This window comes from Sphingobium sp. FG125 (genome assembly GCF_057809795.1).
On the sequence record NZ_JBMDKQ010000052.1, the window covers coordinates 1 to 318 of the forward strand.

Here is a 318-nt window from a genome sequence, read left to right on the forward strand (position 1 = left end):
CAAGCGTTTCTGCATCGATCCCGATATGCACCTTGCGCCACTGGCGACGATAGGAGGCCCCGTGCTTGCGTGTCTTCCATTCCCCTTCGCCCATCATCTTGATGCCGGTGCTGTCGACCAGAAGATGCAGGCCGCCAGAGCTGGGACGCCCGCCAAGCGTCACCGGCAGCGTTTTCTGACGTCGGCACAACGTAGTGTAATCCGGCACCGGCCAGTCCAGATCAGCCAGCTTGAGCAGGCTCGCCACCAATCCCGTCGCCTGTCGCAGCGGCAGGTTGAAAAGCGCTTTCAGTGTCAGGCACAGTTCGATCGCGCTTT

At 61.0% G+C, this 318-nt stretch carries 1 protein-coding gene; it reads right to left on the reverse strand.

Going from position 1 to position 318, the window contains the following annotated elements; genetic code table 11:
• A partial coding sequence (locus tag ACODSR_RS20705; protein ID WP_489078406.1) for a transposase occupies positions 1–318 on the reverse strand: 318 nt, incomplete at both ends.